19 protein-coding genes and 4 pseudogenes are annotated in these 24,095 nt (G+C 71.2%); 10 read left to right on the forward strand and 13 right to left on the reverse strand.

Annotated elements, in window-relative coordinates; all coding sequences use genetic code 11:
- Positions 1-29 precede the first annotated feature (29 nt).
- On the reverse strand, positions 30-1,445 hold the full coding sequence (locus tag ACWDA7_RS07010; RefSeq protein ID WP_450603183.1) for a GH39 family glycosyl hydrolase: 1,416 nt from the start codon (positions 1,443-1,445) through the stop codon (positions 30-32).
- Between the two features lie 157 nt (positions 1,446-1,602).
- Between ACWDA7_RS07010 and ACWDA7_RS07015 the strand changes: the two genes are divergently transcribed.
- A complete protein-coding gene (locus tag ACWDA7_RS07015; protein WP_450603151.1) occupies positions 1,603-2,697 on the forward strand; it encodes a DUF5925 domain-containing protein in 1,095 nt (364 codons plus the stop codon).
- Positions 2,698-2,738: 41 nt separating this feature from the next.
- Positions 2,739-3,524: a DUF72 domain-containing protein gene (locus ACWDA7_RS07020; protein WP_450603152.1), complete on the forward strand. Its 786-nt coding sequence runs from the start codon at positions 2,739-2,741 to the stop codon at positions 3,522-3,524.
- A gap of 21 nt (positions 3,525-3,545) precedes the next feature.
- Here the strand turns inward: ACWDA7_RS07020 and ACWDA7_RS07025 are convergent, their stop codons facing one another.
- Positions 3,546-3,914 carry a GntR family transcriptional regulator gene (locus ACWDA7_RS07025; RefSeq protein ID WP_450603153.1) on the reverse strand — a complete coding sequence of 123 codons (369 nt, stop codon included), beginning with the start codon at positions 3,912-3,914 and terminating at the stop codon, positions 3,546-3,548.
- A gap of 70 nt (positions 3,915-3,984) precedes the next feature.
- Between ACWDA7_RS07025 and ACWDA7_RS07030 the strand changes: the two genes are divergently transcribed.
- Together ACWDA7_RS07030 and ACWDA7_RS07035 are read left to right on the forward strand one after the other, a co-directional pair.
- Positions 3,985-4,914, forward strand: coding sequence for an N-acetyltransferase family protein (locus tag ACWDA7_RS07030; protein WP_450603154.1), 930 nt, complete (start codon positions 3,985-3,987; stop codon positions 4,912-4,914).
- Positions 4,895-5,395, forward strand: a complete 501-nt coding sequence (locus tag ACWDA7_RS07035; protein WP_450603155.1) for a DUF402 domain-containing protein — start codon at positions 4,895-4,897, stop codon at positions 5,393-5,395. Before ACWDA7_RS07030 ends, ACWDA7_RS07035 begins: the two co-directional genes overlap by 20 nt.
- 11 nt (positions 5,396-5,406) lie before the next feature.
- Here the strand turns inward: ACWDA7_RS07035 and ACWDA7_RS07040 are convergent, their stop codons facing one another.
- The gene (locus ACWDA7_RS07040; RefSeq protein ID WP_450603184.1) at positions 5,407-6,060 is read right to left on the reverse strand and encodes a class I SAM-dependent methyltransferase; all 654 of its coding nucleotides are present in this window, start codon (positions 6,058-6,060) and stop codon (positions 5,407-5,409) included.
- Between the two features lie 171 nt (positions 6,061-6,231).
- Here ACWDA7_RS07040 and ACWDA7_RS07045 point away from each other — a divergent pair, with 171 nt between their 5' ends.
- Positions 6,232-6,366, forward strand: coding sequence for a hypothetical protein (locus ACWDA7_RS07045; RefSeq protein WP_450603156.1), 135 nt, complete (start codon positions 6,232-6,234; stop codon positions 6,364-6,366).
- Positions 6,367-6,484: 118 nt separating this feature from the next.
- Here ACWDA7_RS07045 and ACWDA7_RS07050 read toward each other — a convergent pair whose 3' ends face one another.
- Complete coding sequence (locus ACWDA7_RS07050) at positions 6,485-6,655, reverse strand: hypothetical protein (protein ID WP_450603157.1); 171 nt, start codon at positions 6,653-6,655, stop codon at positions 6,485-6,487.
- A gap of 320 nt (positions 6,656-6,975) precedes the next feature.
- On the opposite strand from ACWDA7_RS07050, the gene ACWDA7_RS07055 reads away from it, so the two are divergent.
- Complete coding sequence (locus tag ACWDA7_RS07055) at positions 6,976-7,638, forward strand: hypothetical protein (protein ID WP_450603158.1); 663 nt, start codon at positions 6,976-6,978, stop codon at positions 7,636-7,638.
- Between the two features lie 98 nt (positions 7,639-7,736).
- Positions 7,737-7,961, forward strand: a pseudogene (locus tag ACWDA7_RS07060) (hypothetical protein); the annotation flags it as partial.
- A 154-nt stretch (positions 7,962-8,115) separates the two neighbouring features.
- Here ACWDA7_RS07060 and ACWDA7_RS07065 read toward each other — a convergent pair.
- Both ACWDA7_RS07065 and ACWDA7_RS07070 read right to left on the reverse strand, forming a co-directional pair.
- Positions 8,116-8,439: a hypothetical protein gene (locus ACWDA7_RS07065; RefSeq protein WP_450603185.1), complete on the reverse strand. Its 324-nt coding sequence runs from the start codon at positions 8,437-8,439 to the stop codon at positions 8,116-8,118.
- A 339-nt stretch (positions 8,440-8,778) separates the two neighbouring features.
- Positions 8,779-9,420: an ABC transporter permease gene (locus ACWDA7_RS07070; RefSeq protein WP_450603159.1), complete on the reverse strand. Its 642-nt coding sequence runs from the start codon at positions 9,418-9,420 to the stop codon at positions 8,779-8,781.
- On the opposite strand from ACWDA7_RS07070, the pseudogene ACWDA7_RS07075 reads away from it, so the two are divergent.
- Positions 9,328-10,017: pseudogene (locus ACWDA7_RS07075) on the forward strand (sensor histidine kinase); the annotation flags it as partial. The gene ACWDA7_RS07070 and the pseudogene ACWDA7_RS07075 overlap by 93 nt on opposite strands.
- A 14-nt stretch (positions 10,018-10,031) precedes the next feature.
- Positions 10,032-10,693 (forward strand): annotated as a pseudogene (locus ACWDA7_RS07080) (response regulator transcription factor).
- A 187-nt stretch (positions 10,694-10,880) separates the two neighbouring features.
- On the opposite strand, the gene ACWDA7_RS07085 reads toward ACWDA7_RS07080, so the two are convergent.
- From ACWDA7_RS07085 to ACWDA7_RS07105, 5 genes are all read right to left on the reverse strand, one after another.
- Positions 10,881-11,429, reverse strand: a complete 549-nt coding sequence (locus ACWDA7_RS07085) for a DUF4142 domain-containing protein (protein WP_450603160.1) — start codon at positions 11,427-11,429, stop codon at positions 10,881-10,883.
- Between the two features lie 344 nt (positions 11,430-11,773).
- Positions 11,774-12,520 carry a BPL-N domain-containing protein gene (locus ACWDA7_RS07090; RefSeq protein WP_450603161.1) on the reverse strand — a complete coding sequence of 249 codons (747 nt, stop codon included), beginning with the start codon at positions 12,518-12,520 and terminating at the stop codon, positions 11,774-11,776.
- Positions 12,521-12,548: 28 nt separating this feature from the next.
- Positions 12,549-16,796, reverse strand: coding sequence for a Pls/PosA family non-ribosomal peptide synthetase (locus ACWDA7_RS07095; protein ID WP_450603162.1), 4,248 nt, complete (start codon positions 16,794-16,796; stop codon positions 12,549-12,551).
- Between the two features lie 802 nt (positions 16,797-17,598).
- The gene (locus ACWDA7_RS07100) at positions 17,599-18,456 is read right to left on the reverse strand and encodes an esterase/lipase family protein (protein WP_450603163.1); all 858 of its coding nucleotides are present in this window, start codon (positions 18,454-18,456) and stop codon (positions 17,599-17,601) included.
- A gap of 193 nt (positions 18,457-18,649) precedes the next feature.
- The gene (locus tag ACWDA7_RS07105) at positions 18,650-19,099 is read right to left on the reverse strand and encodes a MarR family winged helix-turn-helix transcriptional regulator (protein WP_450603164.1); all 450 of its coding nucleotides are present in this window, start codon (positions 19,097-19,099) and stop codon (positions 18,650-18,652) included.
- On the opposite strand from ACWDA7_RS07105, the pseudogene ACWDA7_RS07110 reads away from it, so the two are divergent.
- Positions 19,064-19,330 (forward strand): annotated as a pseudogene (locus ACWDA7_RS07110) (cupin domain-containing protein); the annotation flags it as partial. The gene ACWDA7_RS07105 and the pseudogene ACWDA7_RS07110 sit on opposite strands and share 36 nt — an antisense overlap.
- Before the next feature lie 12 nt (positions 19,331-19,342).
- On the opposite strand, the gene ACWDA7_RS07115 reads toward ACWDA7_RS07110, so the two are convergent.
- Together ACWDA7_RS07115 and ACWDA7_RS07120 are read right to left on the reverse strand one after the other, a co-directional pair.
- Positions 19,343-20,317, reverse strand: a complete 975-nt coding sequence (locus tag ACWDA7_RS07115; protein WP_450603165.1) for a DNA polymerase Y family protein — start codon at positions 20,315-20,317, stop codon at positions 19,343-19,345.
- Positions 20,314-23,856 carry a DNA polymerase III subunit alpha gene (locus ACWDA7_RS07120; protein WP_450603166.1) on the reverse strand — a complete coding sequence of 1,181 codons (3,543 nt, stop codon included), beginning with the start codon at positions 23,854-23,856 and terminating at the stop codon, positions 20,314-20,316. Before ACWDA7_RS07120 ends, ACWDA7_RS07115 begins: the two co-directional genes overlap by 4 nt.
- Positions 23,857-24,095 lie beyond the last annotated feature (239 nt).

Raw genomic sequence — 24,095 nt, forward strand, 5'->3', positions numbered from 1 at the left:
GCGTCAACCGGCGTACGGGGTGCGGCGGCTCACCGCTCGAGCCACTTCACCTCGTACGCCTTCATGTCGAACTTCTTGCCGTCGATCGCGGCGCTGATCGTGCGGCCCTGGGTGTTCACCACCAGAACGACCCTGTCGGTGGCGAGGACGCGCACATCGGGGTCGACGTCCTCGGCGACCTGGACCGTCGTGTACTTCGTCCCCGGCCGGAACTCCTTGCCGAACCGGGAGACGAGGTCGTACATGAGCAGCGGCCTTCCGCCGTTCGCGGAGTCGGTCGGCGACCACAGGCAGCCGGGGCAGTCGGGGCCCTTCTCCTCCTCCGGGTTCCAGTAGAAACCCGAGGTGGCGCCGCCCTTGACCATGGCGATCATCCCGGCGGCCTGCACGGCGACCCGGTGGTCCTCGCTCCAGCCCTTGCGGTCGTCGTTGCCGTCGGAGGGCTCCACGTAATACTCGGCCCACCACAGGGGCAGGTCGCCGGTCTGGCGCCGTACCCAGGCACTGACGTCGGTGAGCTTGTCGGTGGCACCGAACTCGTCGGGCAGCAGCTCGTTGTCGTCGGTGTAGCTGGAGCCGTCCACGACGACGAAGTCGGCGCCCGCCTTGTGCTCGTTCCAGTAGTCGAAGGCGTCGAGGACCCGCTGGTCCATCGCCCCCCACGGCCCGCGCAGGGTGGTGGAGGCGTCGTGCTGCTGCCGCGGGTCGACGCTGTCCATGACGAGGTACGGTCCACCCACCATGATCTTCGGGTTGACCTGCTTGAGCGCCTTGTAGACGAGGTTGTACAGCTCCGTGTAACCCTCGTAGTCCCAGCGGGCCCGGGAGTTGTTCCAGAAGCCCTTGAACTCGTTCCAGACGACGAAGTGGCGCACGTCCGGATACCGCTTGGCGACGGTTGCGGCGAGGGCCGCGAAGTCCTTGTAGTGGTCGCGGGTCGGGGCGGTCTCCAGCGCGGCCTGACTCCAGTCGGTCCTGTCGACGCCCGCTCGGCCGCCCTTCATCCAGTCCGGGGCGCAGCACAGCGTCACCACCGGGGTACTGCCCGAGTCCCGGATGAAGTCGATGCGGCGGTCCATCTCCGCGAAGTCGTAATGCCCCTTGACCGGCTCGGGGTTGCCCGCACCCCAGCCCATGATGTGCTGGTTCTGCGGCATCCGGTTCGCCGACAGCAGGTCCTCGACCCGCCGGGTGGCTCCGTCGCTGCCGTCGTCGGCGCTGAACTGGGTGTGGGTGAAGCCCCAGCCGACGTCGGGTGCCGTGTTCTCGGGCGGGGTGCCCGGTGTGCCGTGCACCTTTTCGCCCTCGGTGGTGGTACCTCTGATGCTTCCGCCGTCGGGCAGCGTGCCGAGCGTCACCGCCAGGGCCAGTGCGACCACGGCCGCGCCCAGCAGCGCGGTGAGGCGCCACCGCCGCCCCCCCGAAACCCACCCATGACTCCCCATCATGGACAACAGTAACGGCGGAGGTCGACCCAGGGGCAGGTTTTGTCATACGACATCCCCGTAACAGGACGTACCGGAAGCACGGGACACAGCCGACACACCCGACGCACCTCGGAAACCGGATGCACGGGGCGCCCACGTGACGGATCATCGCGGCATGTCCGCGAACCCACACGACGCGCTGCCGATCCGGCTCAACGTCGACGACAGCGACTCACCCTCCGACATCGTCGACGCGCTGTTCCTCGGCCGCTTCGCGGCGGGCGAGCAGCCGTACTCGCACGCGGCGAACATCGACCGCGTGCGCTCCGGGGCCACGCTTCTGCCACCGGGTGCCCGGGTGCTGCGGCTCGCCCGTGACGAGGACCGCAGCGCCACGCTCGCGGAGGGCGAGGGCTGGACGCTGCTGATCTCGCGCTGGAACCGCGGCGCGGACGTCACGGTGACCGCGACCAGCGCCGAACTGGCCGAAGAGGTGCTCACCCAGGCCACGGACGGCGCGGCGGACGAACCCGAGCCGCAGCCGGAGAACGTGACCATGGGGTTCTGGTATGTGTCACCGAGGCGGGGCCCGCACCGCACGACACGGCAGATCACGGCCGGCACCTGGGAGGAGGTCCGGGCCAACTACACGGCGCCGGTGGCGGATGCCATGGACCGTCTGATGAAGACGACGCCCGAGGACATCGGGGGCCGTCTGCTGCTGCTCCACGGTCCGCCGGGCACAGGCAAGACCTCGGCGCTGCGCACACTGGCCCGCTCGTGGCGCGACTGGTGCCAGGTGGACTGCGTACTGGACCCCGAACGTCTGTTCTCGGACGTCGGTTACCTCATGGACATCGCAATCGGCGAGGAGGACGGGGCGGGCAAGGGCCGCTGGCGTCTGCTCCTGCTGGAGGACTGCGACGAACTGATCCGCGGCGAGGCCAAGCACACGGCGGGCCAGGCGCTGTCCCGGCTGCTGAACCTGACGGACGGACTGCTCGGGCAGGGCAGGAACGTTCTGGTGGGCGTCACCACGAACGAGGACCTGGAGCGCCTGCACCCGGCCGTCGTCCGCCCCGGCCGTTGCCTGGCCCGGATCGAGGTCGGCCACCTGACCCGCTCCGAGGCGGTGGGCTGGCTGGGCCGGGACGAGGGCGTCGGACGCGACGGGGCGTCGCTGGCGGAGCTGTACGCGCTGCGGCGGGGCACATCTCCGGCGTCGGTGCCGGACCCGCGGGCGGGGGCGGACTCCGGGCTGTACCTGTAGCCCTGCCGGTGGAAGCCCGCTGTCGGTGCTTTGATGGACGTATGACCCTGTTCGTCGGCACGTCGGGGTGGCAGTACAAGGACTGGCGCGACGTCCTGTACCCCGCCGACGTGCCCATGCGGCTGTGGCTGGAGGAGTACGCGCGACAGTTCGCCACGGTCGAGATCAACAACGCGTTCTACCGGTTGCCGTCGCAGGAGACCTTCGAGGCGTGGCGGGAGCGGGTTCCACCGGACTTCGTGGTGGCGGTCAAGGCGAGCCGCTATCTGACCCACATCAAGCGGCTGAAGGAGCCCGAGGAGCCGGTGCACCGCCTGATGAGCCACGCGGCGGGACTCGGCGACCGGATCGGCCCCATCCTGCTCCAGCTGCCGCCCAATCTGCGCGCCGACCCGGGCCTCCTGGACGACTGCCTCGCCTGCTTCGCGCCCGGCACCCGGGTGGCGGTCGAACCGCGCCACGACTCCTGGTGGACCCCGCAGGTGCGCGAGGTGCTGGAGGCCAGGGGCGCGGCGCTGTGCTGGGCCGATGTGCTCTCCCGCCCGGTCACCCCGCTGTGGCGGACCGCCGACTGGGGATACGTCCGCTTCCACGCGGGCCGCGCCCGGCCGTGGCCGCACTACGGCCGCCGGTCCCTGATCTCCTGGGTCCACCGCATCGCGGCCGCCTGGCCCGACGAACAGGACGTCTACGCCTACTTCAACAACGACCCGCACGCGGCGGCGGTCCTGGACGCGTCGGTGTTCGCCCGGGTGGCGACGACGGGAGGCCTGGCGGTGACCCGCACGCCACGGCGTCTGCGGACGGCGGACACGGCACAGCTGTGAACCCGGCTCCGGAAGGTGTGGCTACCCTCCGTAGGCCGCCCGCAGGGCATCCCGGGCCGCTGCCAGGCTCTCGGCCTCGCTGAGCCCGAGGCGGTGCACCCGCTCGGCGTATGCCTGCGCGGCCGCCGCCGCCTCCCGCTCCGCGGCCGCACCTGCGGCAGCCACGAACGTGCCGTTGCGCCCCCGCGTCTCGATCACCCCGTCCGTCTCCAGCGCGCGGTAGGCCTTGGCCACCGTGTTGGGCGCGAGACCGAGCGACTCGGCGAGCCCGCGCACGGTCGGCAGCCGGTATCCCACCGGGAGCGCCCCCGACCGGGCCTGTTCGGCGATCTGTGCGCGCACCTGCTCGTACGGCGCACCCGCCTCCGTGATGTGGATCTTCAAGGTCACGCGCCGATTGTCCCGCACCCGCGGAAAATTGGGAGGACTCCCCTACCCGCCCCGCGTAGCGTGCACGCCCATGACCATCAGCGTGCGCGACCTCCGCCCCTCCGTACGAGCCGACGCCGAGGGATTCGCCCGGGTCCGGCGACTGGCCCTCCCCTTCGTTCTGTTCACCCCGGAGTCGATCGCCTACGACATCGGCCATATGCACCCCGACGCCCACTACCGCCCGCTCGTGGCCGAGGAGGACGGCGAGACGATCGGGACGGCCCAGGTGGGTCTCGCTCACGACAGCTCGGAGCCCGGCCAGGCGTACCTCAACATCTACGTGCAGCCGGATCGCACCCGTCGCGGCGCGGGATCGCTTCTCGTGCGGGCCGGTGAGGAGTATCTGGCCTCCGTGGGCGCCACCACCGTCTTCGCCTGGGTCCTGGACGAGCCGGGCAACCGCGCCTTCGCCGAACGGCACGGCTATCGCCCGAGCCGCTCGGCGCACTTCCTCCGCCTCGACCTCGCGAACCACGACCTGCCCCCACTCGAGGAGGCCCCGCAGGGTGTCGAACTGCGCACGGGATCGGACTTCGCCGACGCCCCCGGTCCCCTCTTCCGTCTCGACGCGGAAACGATCTCCGACGAACCGAGCGACATCGGCCATGAGTTCACCGAATACGAGGCCTGGCTCGAGGAGACCTGGAGGCACCCCCTGTTCAGCCCGGAGCTGACCTCGGTCGCGGTGGTCGACGGCCGCCCCGTCGCCTTCAGCATGGCCCGCACCGACGGAGGCGTCCGCTACGGCACGGTGATGACCGGCACAGCCCGTGCCTTCCGCGGCCGGGGCCTGGCCAAGCTCGCCAAGAACCATTCCCTGCACCGCGCCCGGGCCGCCGGGTACACCGAGGCGTTCACCGGCAACGACGCCGGCAACGGCCCGATGATCGCGATCAACAAGTGGTTCGGCTACGAGATCTGCGCGACGGAGGTGCGCCATGTCCGCGAACTCGGCTGACCCCGCAGCCCGGGTGGACGTCGCCCTCGTCAAGTCGGGCCGTGTGAAGATCCGTTATCCCGCTGAGCTGCTGCACGACGACGGCACCCGGATCACCGTCCGCGCGCCCTGGGCGGGCGACGGCGTGCGCGACTTCGGCTTCGTGCGGTTCGAGCCCGGTGACGTCTTCACCGAGTACTACTGGCGCGACCGCTGGTACGCCGTCAAGGAGGTACGCACAGGGCAGGGCACCCTGAAGGGCTGGTACTGCGACATCACCCGCCCCGCCGCGCTCTCCGGCGGCGAACTGGTCGTCGAGGACCTCGACCTGGACCTGTGGCGTTCAGCGGACGGCGGTACCGTACTCCGCCTGGACGAGGACGAGTTCGCGGCGAGCGGCCTGGCGACGCGGGACCCGCACGCCGCCGAGGCCGCCGTGCGCGCCCTGGACGCCCTCGAACTCCTCGCCCGCGGGGACGGATTCGGGAACCTGCTGGCCTGAGCCGCCGGCGGTCAGGTCACCGCCACCACCGCGTAGCGCTCGTCGTCCACCTCTTTCCCCCACAGCCGGGCGTCGTGCGACAGCGACTCGACACGTATGTCCCGCACGAGGGGTGCGAGGAGGGCGGTCAGGCGGTCAGCGGGCACGCCCACCGGACTCGTCGTCCCCCACACTCCCTCCACCAGCACCAGGCGTCCTCCCCCGCTGCCGACCGCATGGGAGGTGCCCGAGGGACGCAGCAGCCCCCGCCAGTGCCGCAGCGCCCGGCCCGGGTCCGGCAGGGCCCACAGCACATGACGGACGAGGATGACGTCGAAGAGCTGCTCGCCGACGGGAGGGGCCGCCGCGTCACCGACCAGGAACACGGCGTCACGGCCGGCCAGCTTGGCCCGGGCGAGGGCGACCATGGCCGGAGACAGGTCGACGCCGGTCACCCGGTGCCCCCGCTCGGCGGCGAGGAGTGACAGGCTACCGGTGCCGCAGCCCAGGTCCAGCACGTCACCGGCCTGCTGCGGCAGCCACTCGCCCATGCGCGCGTCCCACGCCTCACGCACCACGGGATCGCGCAGCCCGTGGTCCGCCTCGTCGTCGAAGGCGGCGGCCGCGGCGTCCCAGTCCACGCCCGAGCCACCCCCCGAGGTTTCGGAGCGGTTGTTCCTGGCCATGTTCTTGGTCATGTACCTGGTCATATGCCTGGTCATGACCCCAGGGTGACAGGCACCACTGACAGTCGAATCGTGACAGCCGCCACAGACAGACAGCCATCCATGAGCAACCCTCGCCAAAGGGTCTACCTCCACCCAAACGCGGAACCCGGTAGACACAAGGAGGCAGCCATGCGCCGAGTGACCGTGCACAAGCCCTTGAAGAGGTCCGACTCTCGCCGAGTGCGCGAGGAGGCCGACGAGCTCCCGGTCGAGCGCAAAGAGGTGCGCAAGGACATCGCACGTGTGTGGTGGCCGGACGGCTGAGCCGGCCAGCCCACCGCCCCTGCCCGCGCCCGTGTTGAAGGGCAGCAGCCTCCGCCCGGCATCACGTCGGCCGCACGGCCCCTTGGACCGTCCGCGCACGCGGCGAGTCGGCGACCCCCTATGGGGCCACGCGCTTGACCGCCCCGGCTTCGGGGTCCCCGTACTTCGCGATCACCTGCCGGTCGGTCATGCGGTCGACTTCCTCGCTCCGCTCGACCGGGAAGATCACGTGGGTGCCCTTGTCCGTCCAGTACTCGACGACGCGGTGGGTCTGAGTGGCGCGGCCCATGGTCTGCTCCCTTGCAGTGCGTGGGGGGTTCAGGTTGTGCAGTGCGTGGGGGGTTCAGATTGCGTCGGTGCACGTCGAAGAACAAGAGGAATTAGGTCTTCCGTTTCGGTCGAGGGAGGCGTAGGTTCCGCTTACCCCGCGACGTCGGCCCGCCGGTTCCGGGCCGGACGGGCCGCGCGGGGGCCAAATGCCTTGCCGCTCAGCTCATACGAGGCCCCCTCCACCGGGCCGGGAGGGGGCCTCGGGCGGCTCCGTCGGCCGTGGCTTCGCGGGTTCTGAAGGGGTGTTCACCGGACTTCGAGGCCAATAAGGTCCCCCGCATGCGCGAAGTGGCGACCGGCGTCTGGCACTGGCAGGCGCCGCACCCGGACTGGACGCCGGACGAGCGGTGGCCGCAGCAGGTGTCGTCGTACGCCATCGACGACGGCGCCCGTCTTCTCCTTTTCGACCCGCTGTCCGTGCCGGACGAACTCCTCGAACTCGCCGCCGACCGCGAGCCGGTGGTGGTGCTCACCGCGCCGTGGCACGAGCGCGACACGCGGAGCCTGGTCGAGAGCCTCGACACGCCGGTGTTCGTGCCGCCGCCCGACACCGCCGACGACCTCGTGCGCAAGTTCGGCATCACTCCCGAGCAGGCCGGCGGCGGCAGCCCTGACGTCGCCTGGCTGTTCGCCGGGGACAGCGGCAAAGGGCATCTGTACGCGGCGGGCGACCGGCTTCCGATGGGGATCGAGGCGCTTACCGGCAGGGAGCACAACGACCTTGTGCTCTGGGCCGACAGCGCAGCGGCCCTGATCCCCGGCGACACACTGGTCGACTTCGGCCACGGCCTGCAGATCAACGACTGGCTGCGGGGCGGCGTCACACGCGAGCAGGTCGTCGAATGGCTGCGTCCGCTGCTCGCGCTGCCGGTCGAGGTCGTACTCCCGGCGCACGGGGCACCGGCAGACCGAGCCGCGCTCGAGCGTGCGCTGTCTCTCTGACCTCGCCCCTGAGCCTGAAGTCCACCGTCCTGAGCCGGCAGGCTCCTTCAACCGCCCTTCCTGATCACTCAATCAGGCCTGCCACCGCGCCGGTGGTCATGGCGGTCGGATGCGCGAGCGCGGTGAGGAGACCCTTCAGCGGGCTTTGCCCGAGGAGCGGGGGCGATCCGGACGGGTCGGCTCGATGCAACGGGGCTGAACGTGCTCGTAGATCATCATGGTCTGCACGTCGGCGACTTCGCGGCGTTCAGAGCACCCGCGTCTACAGCGACTTCGTCGCCGCCGTGGGCAAGACCCAGACCGAGGACATGGACTACTGCGCGGTCAGCATCGTCGGCCCGCGCAACCGCGTCGACAAGATCGTCGGCAAGCTCCCCCTCATGCCCTGGGCCAGGATCGAGTCCGCGGCGGCGAGGGCCTTCCCGTTCAGCACCCCTGGCAGTGAACGGGAAGACCTGCCACGGCGAGTGCCCGCCGTCAGAGCGCGCAGCGAGCGAAAGCCTGCACGCTGCCGGACTGCTGCGACTCATTCTGGAATTGGATCTGCCACTGTGTCGGGCTCACCGCACGGTTGCCCGTCACGTCGATGCTGGCGGAGGACACGCTCCAGCCACCGCTGAGGGCACCGGTGCCCTCGGGGCAGGTGACCGTGACGACCTTCGTTTGGCCGCCCGCGATGGACTCGACCGAACTGCTTGCGACGGGGGGCGGGTCGGTCATGCTCATGGCCAGTGCGGGGGACGCCAGGGCGACGGCCAGGGCGGGGGCGGCGGCCAGGGCGAGGAGCTTGGTGCGGGTCATGGTTTGACCTCCTTGAGTGGTTCATGCGTTCCAGTCGAATCGAACGCATGAACCCAGGCTAGGAACGGGGTGGATGGAGCCGCCATCCGATGCCACCCGTTAGAGTGACGAAATTCTCACTGTGAGTTATTGATCGAAGTTGCTTGGGAATAGCTGCGGCCGGAGCGTGCCTGTCGAATGCGCGTCGAACTCGACGGGCCGTCCAACATCACCCGCCCGGAAGGCCGGTTCAGAAAAGGACCTCCCAAGGACCGAACGGGACGGACCGCGCCCCCAGGTTGAAATGGACTCGCTCATGGTGCCGTCACCCGCTCAGGGAGAGTGACACGTACCGGAGTGTCAGGCATCGCGTCGGCCCACGGCCCGCCAACCGGCCAGGAGCGCGGCTGCCGCCCACAGCGCCGTCACCGCGAGACCTGTCAAAGGGCCGAGGCCTCCCGCCGGGTCCTGGTGCAGGACTTGTTGTCCGGCACGGTCCGGAAGGTGGGCGGCGACGCCCTCGGCGATGTCTCCGACCACGAAGGACACGATCAGGATGAACGGGATGAGCAGGCTGAGCACCGCGACGGCGCTCCGCAGCAGGAAGGTGAGTCCCGCGGCGAACAGGGCCATCAAAGTGAGGTAGATCCCCGCGCCGATGCCGGCCCGCAGTGCTCCTGGCTCGCCGAGGCCGATGGCGTACTGCCCCAGGAACGCCTGGCCCACCAAGAACGTGGTGAACCCGGTGGCGAGCCCTACGACGAGGGCGGCGGTGGCCACGATTGCCGTTTTGGCCGCGTAGAACAGGCCCCGGTGCGGCACGGCCGACAGGGAGATCCGCAGGGCACCGCCCGCGTACTCCGAGGAGACGGCGGTGACCCCGAAGGCGATCGCGTCATGGTGGCCGCAGGGGCGGGTGCGCTCATGGCCCGGGCTGCTCGCCGGCTGCTCGGGCCGTCGGTCAAGGAGCGTCTGTCCGAGTTGGAGAAGCGCACCGAACAACTGCTGGAACGCAACCACATCGCACAGGAGTTGCACGACACCCTCGGCCACGCGCTGACTCTGGCCGTGGTGCAGGCGGGTGCTGCCCGGGCGGCAGGCGACCCGGATTTCACCGATCGGGCGCTGGATGCCATCGAGGAGACGGGACGGGCCGCGCTGGAGGACCTGGATCGAGTCCTGCTCGTGCTGCGCGAGACGGGGCGGCCGGCCGGTACCCGGCCGGCTCTTGGCGAGGCGGGCCGTCTGCTGGAATCCGCGCGGTCTTCGGGTGCGCGGGTGGACGCCGAGGTGACCGGGATGTTGGAGCACCTTCCAGGACCGGTCTCCCGTGAGGCCTACCGGATGCTCCAGGAGGCTCTCACCAACGTGCTGCGGCACGCGGGCCCCGTCCGCATCGGCGTCCGCATCGCCGTGGAGGAGACGCGCCTGCACCTCGAGGTACGCAATCCGCTGCCTGCAGAGACGTCGATGGCCGGCACGGGCGGTGGCAGCGGGCTGCGCAGAATCCGTGAGCGTGCCGCGATGCTCGGCGGCGAGGCCCGGGCTGGGCAGGACGGCGGCCAGTGGCTGCTGCACGTCGATCTGCCACTGCGGTGATCTAGGCTGACCGGATGCCGCTCACCGTTCTCCTGGTCGACGACGAGCCCCTCGTACGGGCCGGCCTGCGCGCTGTGCTGGAGGCCCAACCGGACATCGAGGTGGTGGGCGAGGCCGCCGACGGGGCCGCCGTAATCCCCTCGGTACGGCAACTACGCCCCGGCGTCGTCGTCATGGACGTACGCATGCCGCTGATGGACGGCATCGAGGCCACGCGGACGGTGCTGCGCACGGTGCCCGACCCGCCGAAGATCGTGGTGTGACGACCTTCGAGAACGACGAGTACGTGTACGGGGCGCTACGCGCGGGCGCCGACGGCTTCCTGCTCAAGCGGGCACGGCCGGCGGAGATCGTGCACGCCGTACGGCTGGTGGCCGAGGGCGACTCCCTGCTGTTCCCGGCCGCGGTGCGGCAGTTGGCCGCCTCCTACGGCCGGGACCACTGCAATGCTGCGGCCCGGACCGCCATGAAGCGTGCCGCACTGACCGAGCGGGAGGGGGACGTGCTGCGTCTCATGGCGCGTGGCCTGTCCAACGCGGAGATCGCCGCGCGCCTGGTCGTGGGGACCGAAACCGTCAAGTCGCACGTGAGCTCCGTACTGGCGAAACTTGACGCACGGGACCGCACACAGGCGGTCATCGCGGCCTACGAGTCCGGCTTCGTCTCCCCGGGCTGAGGATCGGGCGGCGACCGGAGCCTGCACCTATCCGCGCCCAGGCGCACCTGTGCGCGCCCGTGAGTCGCCCGCTACGTTGCGGCATCAATTGAAGTGCTTGGCATGGAAGCCAGTTCGACATCTGTGCCAGGTCGCTGAACCGCTCTGGGCGTCAGAGTAGCCGCGGTGCGGTCGAGGATGAGGGCGCCTACGCGTGGCACATGCCGTTGTTGACCATCTGGGTGTGATGTGCGACCACCGGGCGCGCGCTCTTGGCCAGGGACTTCACGAGCGGGTTGGTGCCCGAGGTGATCTCCTTGTCGATGAGCGCGAGAGTCTCCACGTGGGCGGGGTACTGGGCCTTGAGCCACGCGGCATCGTACGCGGGCGTCCCGGCGAGGGACTCGAGGGCGGCGGATTGCCTCAGCTGTGCGTCCGTTTGCCCGGACGGAAGTGCCACGCCGAGTTGTGCCGCGGTCTTTACGACACCGGCATCAAGGGCGGTGTGGTCGCGGATGAAGTCGGCACCGACCCGCTTGACGCAGGCGGTGGTCGCGGCGCGCTGAGCTTGCTGACTAACCGTGATTTCCCACAGGTTTCCCTGATGGGCCGCGGTCAGGAGCTGCCTGTCCAGGGTGGAGACCGGTGACAGCGAGAACGACGACGAAGCGAGGGCCGGGAGCGACGTGGCACCCATGACGCACAGGGTGGCGGCGCAGACGGCGGCGGAACGTGCACGGAATCGAGTCGTGTACATGAGTCCTCCACAGGTCGCACGTGTAATCCTCGACGAAACCCCATCCTTGTTACTCGAAGCGTGACAAATCGTACCTATGACATGGTTCACCCGGTCGAGGTCCTCGGCAACTGAGGACCCGGGCGCGTCTGTCAGCTTCGGTGGTGGTCGGGCGTCGATCCTCGGCGACGGACCGTACGACCTTCGTAGTCCACGCCGAGTACGAGAAGTTGCGGATCCCCGCGTGAAATGGACGGTCAGACACCTGTCCGGAAAACGCGAGGCCTCGGGCGGCGACCAAGGGATACGACGCGTTCCACCCCGTACGCCGGGCATTCAACTTGCCGTGCGGGAGCGGGCTTTGGTCACTCCAGCACTGCCCCCACCAGGTCCAGCCCCAGGTCGTGGGTGTGGTGGACCGAGAGGCCCTCGTCGAGGAACCAGGCGTCGGTGGCTTCCGGGTGGGGGCCCACGACGCCGACGCGGCCGCTGCCGAAGGGGGTGACCAGGGCGGCGATGGTGCTGTTCGGGTAGGTGGCGAGGATGGTGACGTCGGCGTCGCGGTCGAGGATGAAGTGCGGGCCGTCCTGGAAGTAGAGAGTGCGGGGGATGCCGCGCCATGCGGTTTCCACCAGGGTGTCGCGGTCGTTGCGGACGGTGGCGCCGGGCGTGGCGATGTATTGGTCGGTGTCACCCGGGAGGAGCGCGAAGCCGGGGGTGGCGCCGGCCAGGTAGCCGCCCAGGCAGAAGCCCAGGTAGCGCCCGCCGCCGTGGACGTAGTCGCGGATCTCGTCAGCGTGCTTCTTCAGGCGGCGGTACGCGGCGGAGAGGGAGCCTCCGCCGGGCTGGGCGTAGACGTGGGCGTGGGCCAGGGCCGCGGCGGAGAGCGGGATCTCCTCGTGCGGTCCGGTGTAGCGGACGTCGAGGTCCCAGGGGCCGGAGGCGAGCAGTGCGGCGACCGCCTCGGAGCAGCCGGCGGGGCGGGCGGCCGGGCCTCGGTAGACGAGGGCCAGGGGGCGTCCGCCGGGAGCGGGGAGCGGAGGCTGCTCCGGGGTGCTCCGGGCACCGAAGGCCCGGCGGAGGGAGTGGAGGAAGTCGGAAGCAGGTGGCATGGATACTCACCGCCACGGTTGGTGGTTGTCACCGGGAGTGGCTCGTGTGGTGAGGGGTCGGCTGGGGTGACGGGTCGTCGGCGGGACGGAGGGCGCGGCCCTGGGCGGGGACGCCGCGCCATGCCGTGCCGGGAGTGAGGTACTCGCCCTTCATGACCAAGGAGAGGGCGTCGAGCCAGACGCCTTCACCGACGACCCCGTCGTACAGCACAACCGTGCGGCTGCCGACGGTGGCACCTGCCCGGACGGTGACCTTCGACATCTTCATGACCCGGTCCTCGAACAGGTGCGTCTGCAGGCTTACGCCTGGGCCGATCTCCGCCTCATCGCCGACCTCGACCAGGTCGAACTCGGTGAGGAAGGTGGTGCTGATCCACGTGCGCCGGCCGATCCGCGCGCCGAACAGGCGCAGCGCGGGCGGCAGGAACGGGGTGCCGGTGAGGGTGGCGAGTCCGGCGGGGACGGCGGCCGCCTCGTAGAGACCGGTGACGAACTCGGTGCGGCGGACGAACCAGCTCCACAGGGGCGCGACGTGCGGCTCGTAGGTTCCGATGACGAGGCGTTTGAGCAGGGCACAGTAGGCGATGACGATCAGGCCTGCGGTCATGAGGAGGAGGGGGGCGAGGAGGACGGAGAGGGCCGGGCCGGTGTCGTGGGCGACGCCGGAGAGGGCGAGGAAGAAGAGGAAGGCGGTCACGCCCAGAACGGACGCGGGCATGGTGACGCGGAAGAACTCGATGGCCAGGCGACGGCGGACCGCCTTGGGCGTGGGCCGGAACGTCAGTTCCTCGGGGAAGTTGCCGCTGCTCTGGCGCTGCGGGAGGTGGATCGCGGGCGAGCCCAGCCAGGAGGTGCCGGCGGGCACCCCGTCCTGCGGCGGGACGGTGCCGACGCCGATCAGGGAGCCCGGCCCGGTCCGCGTCCCGGCAGGCAGGTAAGCGGCGTTGCCGACGAACGCGTGGCGGCCGATCTCGGTGGGTCGGCAGTCGACCCGGCCGCCCGCGAAGGCGGCGCCGCCGACCCCCGCCATGTCCGCGACGAAGCTGCCCTCGCCGAGCGCGAGCAGGTCCGGGTCGAGGTGGGAGGCGGTGGAGACCTCGGCGCCGGGGCCGATGCGCGCGCCCAGCAGCCGTAGCCAGGGGACGGTGTAGAGGGTGGCGTACAGGGAGTTGGTGACGGCGAGGCTGGACTCCAGCAGCTTGTCCGAGAGCCACTTGCGGATGCCCAGGACCGATCGGACCGGGTGGGTGCCGACCGGGGAGCGGCGCAGCACCAGCCGCTTGGCGAGGGCGATCGCGGCGCAGGCGGTGACGACGTAGAGCGGGCCCGCCAGGATGAGGCCGGCCAGGACCGTGAGCGGAGTGCCCCAGGCGAGCCAGGTGAACCAGATCAGCGCGGAGCTCGGCAGCGCGACGGCCAGTCTGAGGATTTCGAGGAGGACGACGCCGAGTTGCGCCGCGGCGACATACCGGGGCCGTCGGCGCTCGGCCGTGCCGCCGGCCCGCAGCATGTCCTCGACGTGCGGGGCCAGCGCCTCCACCGGGACCGGCGGCGATCCGGCCCAACGGGCCCCGGCCGGCACCACCTCGCCCTCGCCGAGCACCGACTGCTCGCCGAGCCCGGAACCGGCTTCCATATGGGCGCCCGGCTCCAGCACCGCGTGCGCGCCCACGTAGGCGCGGGGGCCGATGTCGATCGGGGCGACCGTCACCCAGCCGTCCGCCACCCGCCAGGCGCCCAGCATGACGCCGTAGCCAACCGAGGCGTCCGCGCCGACCTGAAGCAGGGACGGCAGCGGGACGGCGCTGGTGGCGAGGGTCGTCCGCGGCCCGATCCGGGCGCCCAGCAGCCGCAGATAGCACCCGACCAGGGGGGAGCCGCTCAGCTCGGGCAGCGGGCTGACTCTCAGCAGCAGGGCGAGCGCCCAGAGTCGGATGTAGGTCGCGCCCCACAGAGGGTATCGGCCCGGCCGGATGCCGGCGGCGAGGGGGCGGGCGAGGACGGCGGGCAGCAGCCAGCGGATGCCGAAGTAGCTGATGAGTGCCGCGAGTACGGACTGCACGGGGACCGGCGTCCCGCTGGTGACCTGGCCCCCCTGCCAGCTGTCGACACCGGCGAAGGGGAGGGTGATGAGGGAGAGCAGGAGGTAGATCACTCCGGCCTGGACCAGACCGGCGGCGGCGATCCGGCCGCTGCCGTGCCGGAGCGGACGGGGGCGGGCCAGGGGTGTCGTGGGCGAGCCGTCGACAGCGGTGGCCGGGCCCTCGCCGCGCATCCTGGGGGTGTCGTCCGGGGTGTCCAGGCGTGCGGCGAGCCGGCCCACGGTCGGGTTGGCGTAGAGGTCGCGCAGGGTGGGGCCGACGCCGGCCCCGATGCCCCGGCCGCGGAGCAGCGACACGGCCTGGGCGGCGAGCAGCGAGTGCCCGCCGAGATCGACGAAGAAGTCCGCCTCGGTGGACAGCGCGTCGGGGGCGATGCCGAAGACCTCCGCCCAGACGTCCCGCACCTGGGTCTCCAACTCGCCCCGCGGGGCCTTCACACGCCCCCCGCTGACCAGCCGTCGGCCGGTCGGGGCGGGCAGCTGCTTCCGGTCCACCTTGCCGCTCGGCAAGGCGGGCAGCCGAGGCAGGATGTCGAGGAATTGCGGGACCATATAGGCGGGGAGCCGCTGCCGCAGGTGCCCGTGCAGGCGGGCGATCAGGGCATCCTCGTCCCCCGTCCCGGCCCACACCGTGCCGGTCCGCCGCGCCGTGCCGTGTGCCGTCGGCACCACGTACGCGGACAGTTCCCGGCGGTTCCCCGCTCCGTTCTGGTCCGGTATCGCGACGAGCGCGGTGGCAGCCTCGGCCACGCCGGGATCTTCGAGCAGCACATTGTCGATCTCGCCGAGATCGACCCGGTATCCCCGCACCTTGACCTCGTCGTCGGCCCGCCCCAGGAACTCGATCTCGCCGTCCGCCGTGAGCCGGCCGAGGTCGCCGGTGCGGTAGAGCCGGCTGCCCCGGGGGGCCAGCGGGTGCTCGATGAAGCGTTCCGCGGTCAGTTCCGGACGCCCCACATAGCCCCGGGCGACACCGGGACCGCCGACACAGATTTCGCCGACCGCCCCCGCGGGGACCAACCGGCGACGGTCGTCCAGCAGCACCACCGTGTAGGTGGGCAGCGATGTGCCGATCGTGACCGGCCGCCCCGGCCGGAGTTCCGTGACGGTCGCGGTGACGGTCGTCTCCGTCGGCCCGTACGTGTTGAGGATCCGGCGGCCCGGCCGGCTCCACCGCTCGACGAGCTGAGCCGGGCAGGCTTCGCCGCCCACCACGACGGTACGGAGCCCCGGCAGATCCCTGGGGATCGTCGCCAGCAGCGTCGGCACGCAGTACAGCACCGTGATTCCGGACTCCTCCAGCGCGTCGGCCAGTTCGGCGCCGAACAGCCCGGTTCCGGAGCCGACCGGCCCTGCGACGAGGGTTGCGCCGACCGTCCAGGTCGGCCAGATCTCCTCGATGGAGAAGTCGAACGCGATGATCATGCCCTGGTGGACCCGGTCTTCCGGACGTATGTCGTAGACGTCCGGGACGACGTCGAGGAAGTTGCAGATGCTGGAGTGCGCGATGGCCACGCCCTTGGGACGGCCGGTGGAGCCCGAGGTGTACATGATGTAGGCGAGGGGGTCGTCGCCGGCCGCGCAGGCGGTGGGCTCGTCGGCCCGCAGGCCCGCCGCTCCCCGCCGGACGCCTGTCGCCCCACCCCGGACATCCGGGGTGTCCGGCCGGGTGGCCGGTACGGAGGCCAACGCGGCCCCGCACCGGTCGAGTTCCACCAGCCGCGTCCGCTCCCCGAGGCACGGCTTCTCGAGGTCTGACTCCCGAAGGTTCGGCTTCCTGAGGCTTGGCTTCACGCGGTCCGGCACCCCCGCCGGCAGCCCGGCCGCCAGCTCGGACACCGTCAGCACCACGTCCACCTGCGCGTCCGCCGTGATGAAGGCGACCCGGTCCGGGGGCGCCGCCGGGTCGACCGGTACGAACGCGGCGCCCGCCTTGCCCACCGCCAGCAGCGCGGCGTACATGTCCACCGATCGCGGCAGCAGGATCGCGACCCGGGATCCCTGGCCGACGCCCAGCCCGCGGAGAAGGTGCGCGAGCCGATTGGCGTGGGCGTCGAGTTCGGCGTAGGTCAGGACGTGCTCCCCGCACTCCAGTGCCGTTGCCGAGGGCACCCGGTCACAGCTGGCTTCGAAGAGGCTGTGCAGGCGCGCCGCGCCCCTCTTGGTCGTGGTCATGACTCCATCGCATCGCCGAACCCCGGTGATCGCATCTCCGGTCCGGGCACCTCGTTGACCTGCCCGTTTTCGCGGGGTGCGGGCCGCACCTCGTGCGGGCAGGGCCGGGGGCCCATCCGTGGGACGGGGCGGGGTGAGGTGGGCCGATCCGTGAAACGGGTCGTGTCGGGGCGGTCAGCTGCGGACGGGGCGAGGCGGGTCATCCGCGGGACGGGGCCGTCAGCAATCAGCGACTGGCCGGCGCGACGAGGGGTCGCACCACGGAGTCCGGCATCGATGCCGACATCGAGCGGAGGTGAGCCGAAAAAGGGCGGGCGCCACAGTGCTGTCCCGGTGTCCTCTCCGCGCGAGGGAGCCATTCTGGGAGCCAATCACGGCGTCTGATTGCGGACGAACACGGACTGCCACGGACGATGGCGCCGCACAAGCGCAGGTGAGCCGGGGCCTGCGAACCCCTCTCCCTGAGCGCTCGGTTAGGCCTGCCTTAACGGCGCCATAAGGATCTCTTCCTCTCGCCCCCAGCAGGCGACTTCGACGGCTCCTGGGGCTAGCTTGCTGATCGCTCCCCCCACGGGATCGGCCGCAGGTCACATCCGGCCGTGGAGCCGTCTGTCGGCGTGGTCCCGCTCGTGCTCACCGCGGCCCTGTCCGCGTCGGTCCGTGACCGCGCGTCGGATGGCGGCCGGCGCGGGCGGTGAGACTCCGGGGCCTGTCCGGCGGCTCAGGTCGGACAGGCCCTGGCGACGGCCGCAGCCGCTGGGGACGGCTGCGGACGTCTCGCGGTGGTCGGCAGGCAGCCGGGTCAGCTGAACGCGGACGCGCAGGTCGTCCGCGTGGCGTGCGCCGGGTCGAGCGCGTTGGCCACCTCATGGAAGGCGATCCGGTCGGTGAGCCCGATCAGCACGTGCTCGGAGAGGTCGAGCGCGCACAGGTTCTGCAGCAGGACGTTGTTGACGTCGGACCCGCTGAGGAACTGCGAACCGTACGGCGTGACCACTTCGTCGTACTTGGTCGCGATGACCGTGTAGTGGACGCCGGCCACGGTGTCCCCACCCGCGTTGAGCTTGGCCAGGAAGGCGGAGCCCGCCACCTGGTCGGCGAGCCCGGGGGTGGCGGCGGAGAGGAGTTCCTCGGCACCGGGGAAGTACGGCAGCAGGTTGGCCAGTCCGCTCAGGGTGGTGCCGTGGTTGTCGGGCGCGACGCCCACGAGGGCGTTCACCTTGGCGGCGCCGCCAAGGAACTTGAGGTAGTAGCGCGGCATCATGCCGCCCTGCGAGTGGCCGACGATGTCGACCTTGGAGGCGCCGGTCGCGCCGAGCACGTTGTCGACGAAGGTCTGGAGCTGCTCGGCGGACGTGGCGATGGGGCCGAGCCCGTAGAAGAGGGGGACGCCCGGCAGCTGGCCGTAGTCGAGGGAGAAGACGCAGTAGCCGCGGCTCTCCAGGTAGGGGGCGAGGGCCAGCCAGTTGTCGACGGAGTTGGCGAACGTCCCGTGGACGAGGACGACGGGGCGGGGGTGGGCTGCGGACGGCTGGCAGGAGTAGTCGTTCCAGCCGCTGCTCGGGGCGGCGGCTTCGGCCGTGGCGGCCGGGACGATGGCGACCGAGGCGGTCAGCAGAAGCGCTGCAAGCGGTCTGAGCAGGCGTTTCCAGGGCAGCATCGGGTGATCTCCTTGCGGCTCATGGGGGGTGCGACGGCTCTACGCCCTGTGATCCGGATCACGAGGATGCTGTGCACTCGTCAAGTTACGAACGAGTAGGCCTTCTGGGAAGTTACGCGTCAGTAAAAACTTTCACCGATAGCCCACCATGCCAATGGTTTCTGGTAATGGGCTGAACGTATGTGACGACCCGTCACCATGCGGGCCTGAGCGGCCCATAGGGCGCGATGGACAGCAACCGACGTAGCAGTGAGCGCATTTCGGACTCCCCGAGCAGCTCCACCCACGGCTGCACCGCCTCGGCCGCGGCCTCTTCGGCGGCCCGGGTACAGGCGAGGCCGCGCTCGGTCAGCACCACCAGCCGGGCGCGAGCGTCCCCGGGGTGGGGCCGCCGCTCGGCGTACCCCTTGCGCACGATCTCGTCCGCGAGCTGGCTCGCCGCCTGCTTGGTCACCCCGAGGTGGGCGGCCGGCTCCGTGACGGTCGCGCCGTCCGGGGCGAGCCGGGCGAACGCGAAACCGTGCGCGGGCCGCAGCCCTTCGAAGCCGCGCGCGACAACACCGGCATGAATGCGCTGCGTCAGCTCACCCGCGACGGCGAGCAGGGCGGCGAGATCCCCGCCGGCACCCGCGCCCCCTTGCACACGGTCAGCCGGGAGGAGATCTTCCATCTGCTCAGCGGTGAGCTGCTGATCACGCTCGACGGCCGCCCCGAGCGGATCACCGCGGGGGACACGGTGATCGTCAATCCCGGTGTGGCCCTCGGCGTCGAGAATCCGACGGGTGAGGTCGCCGTCTCCTGGGTCACCACCTCCATCGGTCTGGAGGCGAAACTCGCCGACGGTACGCGGATCGCTCCCCCGTGGGCCCGCTGACCGGCGGAACAGCTAGGCGGCCAGCGCCCCCGGCATCACCGCGCGCGGCCCGAACCTGGCTCGCGCGCGGTCCGCGACCTCCTCGATCCGGCGGACCTTCTCGTCCACGGGGTCGAAGGTGAGCTGATGGGCCGTCTGCTCGGCGGGGGTCAGTCCCTCTGCGCGCAGGGCGAACACCCGCACCCGGGCACGCTGCAGCCCGAGCGCCCCGTACATGCGGTACGCCTCGGCGGTGAGCGCCGCCGAGTGCGCGGTCGGCTCGGCGAGGGTACGGCTGCGGGTCGTCGCGGAGCGGTCGGCGTAGCGCACGGTGAGGGTGAGCGTGCGGCACACCCGCTCGAGGTTGCGCAGCCGGGTGCCCAGTTCCCCGGTGGCGGACAGCAGGGCGCGCCGGTGCCGGACCGAGTCCAGTTCGTCGCGCTCGAAGGACCGTTCGATGGCGAGCGAGCGCGAGACGGCGTTGGGTACGACCCGGCCGCGGTCGACACCGTTCGCCTTCTCGTGCAGTTCGCGTCCGGCCCGGGCGCCGACGAGCCGCTGCACCGCCGAGAGGGGCGCGGCGGCGAGCTTGCCGACGGTGTCGAGCCCGTACTCGCCCAGGGTGCGGGCGGTGACGCCGCCGACCCCGGGCAGGGCCCGGACCGGCAGAGGGGCCAGGAACGCGGTGACGGCGTCCGGCTCCCCGGGGACCACGCGGACCGTCCCGGGCGCCGCCTCCCGCAGGGCCATACGGGCCAGCATCGGCCCGGGCCCGGCGCCGATCGCGCAGTCGACCCCGTGGTGCGCGAGGGCCCGTACCCGGATCAGCGTGGCCAGTTCGGCGGCGTCCCGTCCGAAGTAGCGCTGGGCGCCACGCAGATCGGCCAGCGCCCCGTCGGGCGGCAGTGCCTCGACGACGGGGGTGAACTCCTCGAGGAGTCCGAGCAGCCCCGGCAGCGCCGCCTCGTACATCACAGGCAGCTGGAAACGTACGCAAAGGATGGTCATCCCGCACTCCCCGGACTCTGGTGCCACAACTTCTTTCCACCCGCCGGGCCTTCGCCCGCGGGACGCAGATCGGCCCAGGGGTTCATCTCGTACCCCGTGGACATCCGGATGCGGCGGCCCTTCGCCGCGTCACCGTCACCGTCGCCGTCGTCGTCCGGCTGCCTCGGCGCGGGCTCGGCCAGTCGCTCCGCCACCACGTCGAGGCCGCCCTCGGCACGCAGTTCGGCCAGTTCGGCGAGGTTCCAGGCGGCGGAGCCCACCACGCTGAGGCTGCGCGGTCCGCGCCTCTGCACCACTCCGCGCACCAGCAGCAGCCAGGAGTGGAAGACGGTGTGGGCACAGGCGTCGTGGGAGTCGTCGAAGAAGGCGAGGTCGACCAGACCCGTGCCGTCGTCCAGCGTGCTGAAGATGACCCGCTTTCCGGAGCGGATGGGCGGGGTCTGGGTGGCAGCCTTGGCGCCCGCGACCAGTACCGTCTCACCGTGCCGCGCCGAGCGCAGCCGGTGTGCCGGGACCACGCCCAGTTCGTCGAGGAACGCACGGTGGTCGTCCATCAGATTGCGTGAGACGTCCATGGAGAGCACGCCGAGTTCGGCGCTGAGCCGCTCGGCCGCGGAGAGGTCGGGGAGCCCGGCCGAGGCCGTCTTCCGCCCGCCCGCCAGGGGGAGTTGGCCGCCGCCTCCGCTCCGGGCGCCCCGGTGCAGCTCGGTCAGGTGCAACTGGAGGTCGCGGCGGTTGGCGCCGAACGCGTCCAGCGCGCCGACCTGGGCGAGCCGCTGGGCGACGGGACGGCTCGGCCGGGCCCGCTCCCAGAAGTCGAGCAGCGAGGCGTACGGCTGTCCGGCCTCGATCCGCTTCGCCTCGGCCTCGCTGATGCCGTGCACGTCGGAGAGGGCGAGACGGAGCCCCCAGCGCCCGGTGGATCCCGCGGATTCAGACACCAGTTCGATCCGATGTGCCGACCCCGACTTGTTCACGTCCAGCGGCAGGATCGGCACCCCCCGGCGCCGCGCGTCCGCCAGCAGCAGCCGCTGGGGATACATCCCGGGGTCGTGGGTGAGCAGCCCGGCATAGAAGGCGGCCGGGTGATGGGCCTTCAGCCACGCCGACTGGTACGTAGGGACGGCGAAGGCGACCGCGTGCGCCTTGCAGAAGCCGTAGGATCCGAAGGCCTCGACGATCTCCCAGGTACGCCGAATCGTTTCTGTGTCATATCCGTTCGCCGCCGCCCGCTGGGCGAACCAGACCCGGATCCGCCCCTGCGACTCCGCGTCGGACAGCCCGCGCCGCACTCGGTCCGCCTCGTCGCGCCCGCAGCCGGTCACGATGTCCAGGATGTGGATGATCTGCTCGTGGAAGACGACGACGCCGTACGTCTCCTTCAGCGGCTCCTCCAGGTCCCGGTGCGGATAGCGGATGGGCGCCCGTCCGTGCCGCGCCTCGATGAACGGCCGGACCATGTCGGCCGCCACCGGACCGGGCCGGAACAGGGAGATGTCCACGACGAGATCGTGGAAGTCGGCCGGCTGGAGCCGGCCCACCAGGTCCCGCTGACCCGGTGACTCGATCTGGAAGCAGCCCAGCGTCTCGGTGGAGCGGATGAGACCGTACGTCGCCGGGTCGCCCGGCGGCAGGGAGTCCAGGTCGAGCCGCTCTCCCGCCGTCCGCTCCACCTCCGCGACCGCGTGCGCCATCGCGGACTGCATCCGCACGCCGAGCACGTCGAGCTTGAGCAGCCCGAGTTCCTCGACGTCGTCCTTGTCGAACTGCGACATGGGGAAGCCCTCGCCGCTGGTCGGCATGACCGGTGTACGGGAGAGAAGGGAGGCGTCGGAGAGCAGCACGCCACACGGGTGCATGGCGACGCCGCGCGGGAGGGCGTCCAGGGCCTCGACCAGTTCCCAGAAGTTTCCGTAGCTCCCCCGTTCCGCGGCCAGTGACTTGAGTTCGGGCAGTTCGTCCAGGGCCGCACGGGCGTCACGGGCGCGGATGTGCGGGAAGGACTTGGCGATGCGGTCGATGTCGGCCGGGTCCATGGACAGGGCCGCGCCCACGTCGCGGATCGCGTGGCGGACACGGTAGGTCTCCGGCATCGCGACCGTCGCGACCCGCTCGGTGCCGAACCGGCCGATGATCGCGCGGTAGACCTCGAGCCGGCGCGCGGACTCCACGTCGATGTCGATGTCGGGCAGGGCCAGCCGGCGCTTGGACAGGAAGCGCTCCATCAGCAGGCCGTGCTCGACGGGGTCGGCGTGCGCGATACCGAGGAGGTGGTTGACGAGGGAGCCCGCGCCGGAGCCGCGCGCGGCAACCCGGATGCCCATCTTCCGTACGTCGTCCACGACTTGGGCGACCGTGAGGAAGTAGGACGCGAACCCGTGGTGGGCGATGATGTCCAGTTCGTCGTGCATTCGCTCCCAGTAGGCGCGCCTGGTGTCGTAGCCGCGCAGCACCATGCCCGCGGCCGCCCGGGAGGCGAGCGCGCGCTGGGCGGTGCGGTGGCCGGCGCCCACCAGGTACGGCTCGGGGAAGTGGACCGTGCCGATGCCGAGGTCGTCCTCGGGGTCGACCAGACACTCGGCGGCGGTGTCCCGGGTCTGCTCCAGCAGGCGGTGGGCGGTGTCACGGCGGTAGCCCGCGGCCTCGACGATCCGCTCGGCGACCGTGAGCATGGCCGGTGCGTCCTTGAGCCAGGCCTCTCCCGAGTCCAGTTCCTTGGTGGGGTCGACGGGGACGAGACGGCGGGCGGCGTCCAGGACGTCGGCGACCGGGCCGAGGCCCGGATCGGCGTACCGCACGGCGTTGCTGAGCACGGGACGGATGCCCTGCTCGACGGCGAGGCCGAGGGTGCGGGCGGCCAGGCGCAGCGAGCCGGGTCCGGTGCCGGTGCGGCCGTGCCAGACGACCTCCAGACGCAGAGCGTCACCGTAGACCTCGCGCCAGGGCGCCAGCAGCCTGGCCGCACGGTCCGGCCGTCCCGCCGCGAGGGCGCGGCCCACGTCGGAGGCGGGGCCGAGCAGGACGGTCAGACCATCGCCGTGGTTGTCGGCCCAGGGCAGCAACGGGGTGCCCTCGGATGAGGGAGAAGCCGAGAGCCTGGGGGAATGGACGGCGGTGATCAGCCGGCACAGATCGGCCCAGCCGCGGGCGCCGTCGCGGGCGAGGAAGACCGCACGCGGTGTCGACTCATCGATAAAGGCACCCCCGCGCACGGGAGTACGGCGTCTCTCCCAAGCTCTCGACTCGTCCCCCACTCCCGGCCTCGCTCGATCGGGGGGACCCTCAGGAGCAGGGGTGCCCCCCGTCCGCCGTACGGACCCGGGCTCCCCCACCGCAAGCTCCACCCCGAACAGCGGCCGGACGCCCGCCGCCGCGCACGCCTTGGTGAACCGGACCGCGCCCGCGACGGTGTCCCGGTCGGTGAGCGCGAGGGCGTCCATGCCCAGCTCACCGGCGCGCTCGGCCAGCCGCTCCGGGTGCGAGGCGCCGTAGCGCAGGGAGAACCCGGAGGCGGTGTGCAGATGCGTGAAACCCGGCACACGCACCTCCCGTACCCGTGAGTTCCGCACACGGCTCTCGAACGCCAGTTCCCCATCTCCCTCACCCCCACCATAGACCAATTTTCGAACTCTTGTGCGACATCCGTCGAGCGTGTCCGGTCTGCGCGGACACGGTGACGCGACACGACTGCGGGCACCTGGACCGTGCGGCGGGGACCGTCGGAGAGGCCGCCCGCCGGAGCGCACGCGGGAGTCCCGGACACAAGCGCGCATACGGG

The organism is Streptomyces sp. NPDC001156 (assembly GCF_053598275.1).